Origin of the sequence: Lederbergia sp. NSJ-179 (genome assembly GCF_022867885.1) — a bacterium.
Lineage (GTDB): Bacteria > Bacillota > Bacilli > Bacillales > Bacillaceae_C > Lederbergia.
The window spans coordinates 1-8,010 of the sequence record NZ_JALIFP010000069.1 but is presented as its reverse complement, the minus strand read 5'-3'; the positions used below and the strand labels follow the sequence as shown (position 1 = coordinate 8,010).

At 36.4% G+C, this 8,010-nt stretch carries 10 protein-coding genes and 1 pseudogene; 8 read left to right on the top strand and 3 right to left on the bottom strand.

From position 1 onward, the window contains the following. Nucleotides 1–106 precede the first annotated feature (106 nt). Nucleotides 107–2,131: a S9 family peptidase gene (locus MUB24_RS23575; protein ID WP_244707909.1), complete on the top strand. Its 2,025-nt coding sequence runs from the start codon at nucleotides 107–109 to the stop codon at nucleotides 2,129–2,131. A 758-nt stretch (nucleotides 2,132–2,889) separates the two neighbouring features. Here the strand turns inward: MUB24_RS23575 and MUB24_RS22520 are convergent. Genes MUB24_RS22520 through MUB24_RS22510 form a run of 3 tightly spaced genes read right to left on the bottom strand, consistent with a single transcriptional unit; the run spans nucleotide 2,890 to nucleotide 4,352 of the window. Next, nucleotides 2,890–3,633 carry a tetratricopeptide repeat protein gene (locus MUB24_RS22520; RefSeq protein WP_244707907.1) on the bottom strand — a complete coding sequence of 248 codons (744 nt, stop codon included), beginning with the start codon at nucleotides 3,631–3,633 and terminating at the stop codon, nucleotides 2,890–2,892. A 7-nt stretch (nucleotides 3,634–3,640) separates the two neighbouring features. Further along, nucleotides 3,641–3,847 (bottom strand): hypothetical protein, encoded by a 207-nt coding sequence (locus MUB24_RS22515; protein ID WP_244707905.1) that lies wholly within the window; start codon nucleotides 3,845–3,847, stop codon nucleotides 3,641–3,643. Then, the gene (locus MUB24_RS22510) at nucleotides 3,804–4,352 is read right to left on the bottom strand and encodes an RNA polymerase sigma factor (protein ID WP_244707903.1); all 549 of its coding nucleotides are present in this window, start codon (nucleotides 4,350–4,352) and stop codon (nucleotides 3,804–3,806) included. Before MUB24_RS22510 ends, MUB24_RS22515 begins: the two co-directional genes overlap by 44 nt. Nucleotides 4,353–4,570: 218 nt before the next feature. Between MUB24_RS22510 and MUB24_RS22505 the strand changes: the two are divergent. The 7 genes and pseudogenes from MUB24_RS22505 to MUB24_RS22475 form a co-directional block, all read left to right on the top strand. Beyond that, nucleotides 4,571–4,837 (top strand): annotated as a pseudogene (locus MUB24_RS22505) (M23 family metallopeptidase); the annotation flags it as partial. Between the two features lie 171 nt (nucleotides 4,838–5,008). Continuing rightward, a complete protein-coding gene (locus MUB24_RS22500; RefSeq protein WP_244707899.1) occupies nucleotides 5,009–5,332 on the top strand; it encodes a MazG nucleotide pyrophosphohydrolase domain-containing protein in 324 nt (107 codons plus the stop codon). Nucleotides 5,333–5,764: 432 nt separating this feature from the next. Continuing rightward, nucleotides 5,765–6,229, top strand: coding sequence for a GNAT family N-acetyltransferase (locus MUB24_RS22495; protein ID WP_244707897.1), 465 nt, complete (start codon nucleotides 5,765–5,767; stop codon nucleotides 6,227–6,229). A gap of 119 nt (nucleotides 6,230–6,348) precedes the next feature. Next, complete coding sequence (locus MUB24_RS22490) at nucleotides 6,349–6,870, top strand: NUDIX hydrolase (RefSeq protein ID WP_244707894.1); 522 nt, start codon at nucleotides 6,349–6,351, stop codon at nucleotides 6,868–6,870. Between the two features lie 16 nt (nucleotides 6,871–6,886). Continuing rightward, the gene (locus MUB24_RS22485) at nucleotides 6,887–7,360 is read left to right on the top strand and encodes an HIT family protein (protein WP_244707892.1); all 474 of its coding nucleotides are present in this window, start codon (nucleotides 6,887–6,889) and stop codon (nucleotides 7,358–7,360) included. 38 nt (nucleotides 7,361–7,398) lie between these two features. Further along, nucleotides 7,399–7,716 (top strand): NUDIX domain-containing protein, encoded by a 318-nt coding sequence (locus MUB24_RS22480; RefSeq protein ID WP_244707889.1) that lies wholly within the window; start codon nucleotides 7,399–7,401, stop codon nucleotides 7,714–7,716. 150 nt (nucleotides 7,717–7,866) lie between these two features. Further along, the coding region (locus tag MUB24_RS22475) for a transposase (RefSeq protein ID WP_244707911.1) at nucleotides 7,867–8,010 on the top strand (144 nt) is incomplete at its 3' end.

The following is an 8,010-nucleotide window of genomic DNA, read 5'->3' as shown; positions in this document are numbered from 1 at the left end:
TTAGATTTCGGCAGTTGAGTTGTCTTTTATAAATGCCAGTGGCATTGGAGGTGGCGGTTATTAGATTGCCCCGTCAATGCCACTGGCTATATAGCCGCCATTGAGAGTGGCTGCGGACAATATAACACAGAAGGAAGTAGAAAAACTATTAAATAAGCTAATCAAGCTACATTATTTTGAAATTCAAGAATTTGCTGTTGCTCCAAATGATCAGGAAATCTTAATCGTATTAGGAAATTCAGATATGCCGTATGGGCAATATATTTATGATGAACGTAATCGATCTATATGGAAGTGTACGATCGACACGGGTAGTGTTGTGCAACTCACTTTACCAGAAGAAGATACATTTGCTCCTTCATGGTCCCCGGACTGCCAGAGAATTTCTTATATATCCCGGGCATCAGGAAAAAAAGAAATATGGGTCATGGATCAGGATGGTTCAAATAAAAGGCAACTCACTTCTTCAAAGCATGCTGGAAAAGATCCTTTTAATGAGGCGGAGACGAAGTGGTCCCCGGATGGGAGGATGATTGCTTATACGGTTCAACCAAATGGAAGTTTTTACGGATTATGGCAATCCTTTATTAAAAAACAAGAGGGACCTACACATATTCAAGTTGAAAAGGGGGAAAATAAGCTACAAGTAGCTGAACAGCAAGCTCGAGCTACATTTACATCTTCTGTTTATATGATCAATCTTGAGACTGGAGAGAATAAGCCGATTACGCCTAATTCTGAGCGCGCTTATTTCATTATGACTTGGTGTGATGAGGGACTGTTGGTTAGAAAAGGTTCAAAACTGCTTAAAATAAATCCTTATACCCTTCATGTGGAGGAGTTGTATGATGGTCATCTCGGCTTGATAAAAGCCTTGGGTACCATCCTTTTACTAGCAAGAATAAGGGAGAAGCATCTCGAATTAGGCTATATTCAGGAAAATGACTTTATCATAAAACGGGAAGTTCCAATTATGGGCCACGATCCTATCACTTTCCATGCTTGGGCAAATGATGGAAGTCAGCTATTCTTCAGCTCTCAAGAGGGGCTCTCTAATATTCTTTATTCAGTTAACGCTCATACTGGTGAGATCAATGCGTTAACAGAGAAAGGAAAAACAGTTCAGGATCTTACATGTATGGCTATAGCTCAAAGTTATCATAAACGGGAATCCATCCTTTTTCCTTATAGCGATCCACATAACCCTATAGAATTATGGGAAGCAACAGGTTCAGGTGAAATTAGAAAAGTTAGTAACCTATGCAAGAAGATTCAACCTGAAAGTCTACCAAAAGTTGAAATCATTAAATATGTAAGTCGTGGATGGGAAATTGAATCCTTGCTTGTATTCCCTAAGAATTATGATTCAACGAAGACATACCCAACCCTTGTTTATTTGCATGGTGGTCCTGAATATTATGTGAGGGCAAATTTTTCAGAGTTAATGTCAGGGAGAGCTGAAAGTGCTGCTTACTTTCTCGCTGAACAAGGCTATGCAATTTTTTTGCCAAATTTCCGCGGAAGCAGCGGTTATGGCGAGGCATTCGAATATGAACTTTCACATTATAAATTGATGCAAGCGCCATATGAAGATGTCATAGCTGGAGTCGATTACTTGATCAATGCTAGAATTGCTAACCCCGAGAAGCTAGGGATTTACGGTAGCAGTTTTGGAGCCCATCTTACAGCATGGACAATATCACAAACAACTCGTTTTAAGGGAGCAATCGGAATGGTAGGAGAATATGATCCACTACAGACAGATCGTTATATGAATAGTTCCTTTCATTCAATGTCGGAGAACAGAAGTAAGGGTACAATAGCAAATGACTTATGGTTTGAACCCGATGTATATAAAAAATTCTCTCCCATGGAACATTTTGAGAAGATAATAACCCCTATGTTGTTTATTGAAACAAGTGCCGAACGGGAGTTAAATGGAAGTAGCTCTCGCACTTTGTTTAATGCCCTTATTACTCGAGGCATAAAAACAAATCTCGTGTATTATCCCGAAGCCTTTCACAATGGTGGTTGGAATGATGTATATAAAAAGGATTATATGAAACGGGTGGTGGCATGGTTTGACTACTGTATAAAGGGAAAAGATTTGCCCGATTGGTTTGAAAAGTAAAACGAGACTATCAAAAGGATTTTTCTGGGCGGTTTTTATCTCAATGATCAAGTGCAAGTGTATGGTAAAGTCGGTTTCATCACTGGATTTACAGGTACAAGCGTGGCATACGTCAAAACATGGATGAGCAGAATAAATCCTATAAACAAGTGAATCTAAAGGAATTGATCCATATGAGACATAACAACAATTGGCAATACACCGGAACACTTTAGGCTAACGCCTAACCAAAATTCATCTCCCCCTTATCATTGGGCTTTGCCCTGCACATGATTGAAGAGGGAGACTTCTTTCGGAAATTCGTTAAAGGTTATTGTTCAGGATAACGAAATCAGGCTCAAAAACGTATGAGTGATATAGTTTGTTGGTTTAAATCACTTGTCGCTGATGTTGGTAAGTTATTAAAAATGATTGAGGTAGGGGTTGGTAGATTAGAGGATGAGAATTGTATCGTTATAAAAAAGATTGATTAAAGGGGTAACTTATAATGAATAATAAAGGAATCTAGATGTACTATTTCAATTTTTTCTTACTTTTCAGAAACTAAAGGAAGATTGAGAGGGAACATGTTTTATTATGATTTGTGATAGATAAGGAAATCAAATGAATTAAGTAAAACCTGAAGAAGTATACATATATAATAACAGAGAAAAGTGAAGGAATCCCTTATAGCATATAAGGCTTCCTTCACAAACCAATCGTAACAAGGGATTACCCGTTCATCTAGTACAAAATTGGAGCTGCTAATTTTCTGTGCGTCAGTTCTTTTCCGTTATTAATTTTTCAATTGCTTGCAGTTCATGTTTGGGATAGTCATCATCAAAACCATATTCATTCATAAAATGTATAATCAATCTCCATTCCTGTGCCGCTTCTAGGTACTTTTTTTCTCTAGTGAATAAAAAAGCTCTACTAAATCTACCATCAATAAATTGTGGATCAAGCTGGACAGATTTTTCCCATGAATGTAATGCTTTTTCACTCAGTCCTAGACGAGATTGTATTTCTCCGTTGTAATAGTGTAATTCGGCATAAATGGGGAAAAGTTTTAAACCGGCATCAATCACTTTTTTTGCTTCGCTAATTTGATCGGATTTTAGATAGCATTGAGTTAGATAACAATAGTTTCTAGGATCCTTAGGAGCTTTTTTTAATTGCTCTTTGTAAAATTCAATAGACTTATGATTTTCAAAAAGCTGTGCCCGTACTCGTATATGCTGTGCGTGTAGTTTACCACTAATCCATGAATATTCTGTTGTAATAAGTTTACTTTCTAATCCCTTTTGGTAACTGCTTGCAGCTTCCTCCAGATATCTATTCGCCTTCATTTCAAAAAGGTAACCATAAGAAAAGAGGTATTCAGGATTATCAGGTTGTTTATCTAATGCCTCTTGATAAAGTTCGAGTGTTCTTTTCCAAAGTGCATCGTCATAATGATTCTCAAGCTGTTCCAGTAACATATACTTTTCATCTTTTTCCCATTTTAGATTAAATTTTTCCACCAGGTCTTCACGCTCCTTTGTTTAAAATATGTTGTTTAACGCGATCTCTTATCTCACCTAATAACCTGCCTTCTGGCGAGGGAAGTCCGTCTAAATCTTTTAGGAGATTCGTCACAATGCGTTGAGTAATTTTTCCCTCTATTTCATTCCATACATCTGGGGTGCTATTTTCAATTTCTTCTTTTAGTCGAAACATATGATGTATTCTTTTCACTATTGTCACCTCCAATGATCGTTGCTAATTTCTTTAGACTTTGTCTATATTTCCATCGCACTGTCCCTGCCGGCATTCCCAGCTCCTCACTAATTTCAACATGTTTTAATCCAACGATGACATGCATTACGACAATTTGCCGTTCAATTTCTTCCAGTTGATATAAAGCTTCAGATAGCATTAATTTTAACAATGGATTATCGCTTTTATCATCTTTAATCGTATCTATTTCAATTTGTTCAGGCAGCTTTTTACGTATCGTGTCTAAACAAAGATTACGTGTAATTGATATCACCCAAGCTTTAGGATTTGTACCTTGTTGGTACTGGTCTGCTTTATCAAAAACCCTCACAAAAGTTTCTTGTAAAATATCTTCAGCTAACACAGGATTTCTAAGAATAGAGAGTGCTACTGCATAAACGGGGACACGTAATATTTCATACAAATCTCTTAGTGCCTCAACATTACCGCTGGAAACAGTCTGTAATAATTTGTCAAGCTTCATTTTACACCTCCCTTATAACCATAACGTTCCAGTGATCCATTTTGTTGGAAAAAATTAAAAAGTTTTGAGTTTCCGGAATAAACACTAACGTAGAAAATGATTTATTCGGAGCAAAGTAATGGGAAGGTTATAAGGAGCCAGATGTCGAATATTGTAAGGAGCAAGTAGGTGACAGAGAATGTACAGTCAGGCCGCTTTGAAAAGAAAAAGATGATGTTCGGCTTGCTTATGGGCATGTAACAGATATAAAGGTTGAAGTGAATGAACAAGTAGTAGCAGGTCAAAAATTTGCCGAATGTGGAAATAACGGTACTTCTTGGGCTCCACATATTCATGTAGGAGCATGGAAGGATAACGAGCCGTTGCAAATTATCGTCGATTTATCAATTTTAGGGAAAATACAACGAGAACAAGGTGACAACTATTTTCTTGAAGATGACGCAAAAACAATTATTCATTTAACTAGTTCAATGATGTATCAATAGAGTGTTCTCCTCTATTGATACAATAATAGTAGATATCACATTTGTATTTAAATGGCGAAAACTGAAGTGACCTCAAAAAGTCAGATTATTTCCCGCTTACGATGTAACTTTTAGCTTCATAGAGTTAGATAGGTCTCTCAAAAATAATAAATAAAACAGGGGTGTAAAATCATGGATAAGTTAACATTTGAAGTATTGCAAAACTATTTAGCTTTAAAATATAAAGAAGGCCGATCGTCAACCGGATTATTTATGAAGCTGGTTGAAGAAATTGGGGAGGTAGCTGAAGCTTTAAATCAGTTAGAAGGTCGAAAATCAAATACAGGAGACTTTTCATTAGAAAAAGAATTAGCTGATGTTATACATTATACTGTTGCAATCGCAAGTATAAATAATATTGACTTATCAAAAGTAATTTTGGAAAAAGACAAGATAGCTGCAATTAAGTATAACCAATCTCCTAATTTAGAAGAGTTTTTAAAGAGAAATATGTAAAAATGCACTTTAATCCATCCAAAATCGGTGGTTTTTGTTCAAATTAGTCCAGTTGTTTCACAATGTATGAATGAATGTATCCCCTCCATTTTATGATATTTATCACCGTATTGGCTTGACATAGAGCCTCTGCGCATGTACTCCCAGCCAAGATGCCAAGTAACAAAAGACTTGGCGCGCCAACAAGGTTAGCATGCCCGCTAGACCAACAGATATGAAATGTGTTTAAATCAAGCATTTGTAAAATGTAAAATTAATTCTCGATATTGAAGCATTCAGGAAAAGATCCTTTTAATGAGGCAGAGACAAAGTGGTCACCGGATGGGAGTATGATCCCGTATACGGTTCAACCACAATTTTAAAAATTTAAATGGATGTTACTGGTATACACATTTGTGAAGAAAATTAACTAGTTAAGGGGAGTGATTTTCGATGAATATAAGACTTGCTGAAAATCAAGACATGAAGCAATTAATAAAAATGAGATGGGATTTCACTATTGAGCATGATGAAAGTAAAAGAATTGAAAATACTCCATTTAATGATTTTGAAATTGAATGCCAATCTTTTTTAGAAAATGCTTTAAGTAGTGGTCAATGGTTTATTTGGGTTGCAGAGGAAAATGGAAAAATTATATCTCATATATTCATAGAATTAATTCAAAAGGTACCACGCCCTGGTAGGATAACACATCCATTTGCTTATATGACGAATGTCTACACTATTAAGGAATATAGAAATAAGGGGATTGGGAGTAAACTCCTTGCCACTGTAAATAAGTGGGCAAAAGAAAATAGTTATGAATTTATTATTGTTTGGCCAAGTGATGATAGCATTCATTTTTATAAGAAAAATGGCTATATTCATTGTGCAGAACCTATGAATTTTCCTTCTTGAAATATGGGTTAAAGTCTAGAAGAAAGAATACTTTCCTATTAATGTGCCGAAGTAAAGAGGAAACTCTCCAAAGTAATAGGATGTAAGGTAGCAATAGATATTTGAAAGGGGGTAATATTTTGAGACTTAGACAAATGGCAGTGGCTTTTCTTCTGAATGAAGAACAAGAAGTTTTGTTTCTTCAAAAAAGGTCCAAGGACATTTTTTTAGCTGGGCACTTGGTTCCAATTGGAGGACATATTGATGGGGATGAAGTCAATGATCCTAAAAAAGCGTGTATAAGGGAGATAGAAGAAGAAACTGGGATAAAAAGTGATTGTATAGAAGATTTATCACTTCGATACATTGTTCTTAGACTAAAAGACAATCAAGAAATTCGAATCCAATATGTCTTTTTGGGGAAGATCTCAAAAAATTCTACTCTAAATGAAAGCGATGAAGGTTCATTAGAATGGCTAGATTTTATGGAAATACCTAATCGGAATGTTTCAGCGACTACCATTGAAATTGCGAAACATTATATGGAATTAGGAACATCGACTGAGAAAACATACGTAGGCTCAATGAGCTCGTTAAATGGAAATCCACAGATTAATTGGGCACTTTTAGAGGACTGGGAACCATCCCTTTTCAATCTTTAGAATAGGAGGGTTAGAAATGGCTTTTTATTCACATAAACCTGAAGCGTACGAATGTCCATTTTGTCGGGTGGTGTCAGGGAGTGAAAGACCAAATAAAGGAACGAAACAAAGAGACATTATCTATCAGAATAAACACGTAACGGCATTTATTGCAAGCAAGTGGTGGCCCAATAACAAGGGGCATGTTCTCGTGATTCCGAATGAACACTTTGAGAATATATATGCGCTGCCAGCAGAACTGGCTACTGAAATTCATCGTGCTGCTCAATTAACAGCGTTTGCGATGAAACATACATATGAATGTCATGGAATCTCTACTCGACAACATAATGAGCCTGCTGGAAATCAAGATGTATGGCATTATCATCTTCACGTTTATCCGAGGTATGAAAATGATACACTCTACTTAACCAAAGGATATGAGACTGAACCGGATGAACGTCCTTTCTATGCAGAAAAATTACGGTTGTGGATTCAAGAAAACAATTAGTTTCTTAATGACAAATAAAGGGTAGGAGGAAGTTGATTTTGCAAAAGCCATTTCATCACTTAGCTAGAGGTCTGATCATTTACGACAATAAAATATTACTGGCAAAAGCGAAAGGGCAGACAAATACTTTTTTGCCTGGAGGCCATATCGAGTTTGGAGAAAGCGCCAAAGATGCATTGAAACGGGAAATTAGTGAGGAGTTAGGGATACCTTGTACAGTGGGGCGTTTTCTAGGTGTGGTTGAACATAAATGGGAGCAGGACCAAGTTGATCATTGCGAAATCAATCAGGTATTTGAGGTCTATAGTAGTGACCTACATCTTGAAACCAATCCAATTGAGAAGAGAAATGTATAGTTACGAACCTTTCGAAACCTTAGGTGTATTCACTTTGCTTAGGCCTGCTTTTTGGACGATTTTGCTTATGACTTTACTCTTGTTTTTCGGGGTCATCTATAATGGACCCAAGAAACCAGACACGAAATGAGGAGATGTTAAAGTAGGTTTATGAAACAAAGAAAACGATATACACCAGAATTCAAATCTCAAATTGTGCTAGAAATCTTGAAGGAGGAAAAAACACTAAGCGAAATTGCTTCTGATCACGGAATTCATGTTAATCAATTGAGGCAATGGAAGAAAGCTGTTATT

Coding starts and splice junctions, on each gene's coding strand:
- MUB24_RS22485 (WP_244707892.1), top strand. CDS start 6,887: ATGGCTTTTTATTCACATAAACCTGAAGCGTACGAATGTCCATTTTGT.
- MUB24_RS22510 (WP_244707903.1), bottom strand. CDS start 4,352: ATGAAGCTTGACAAATTATTACAGACTGTTTCCAGCGGTAATGTTGAG.
- MUB24_RS22500 (WP_244707899.1), top strand. CDS start 5,009: ATGGATAAGTTAACATTTGAAGTATTGCAAAACTATTTAGCTTTAAAA.
- MUB24_RS22495 (WP_244707897.1), top strand. CDS start 5,765: ATGAATATAAGACTTGCTGAAAATCAAGACATGAAGCAATTAATAAAA.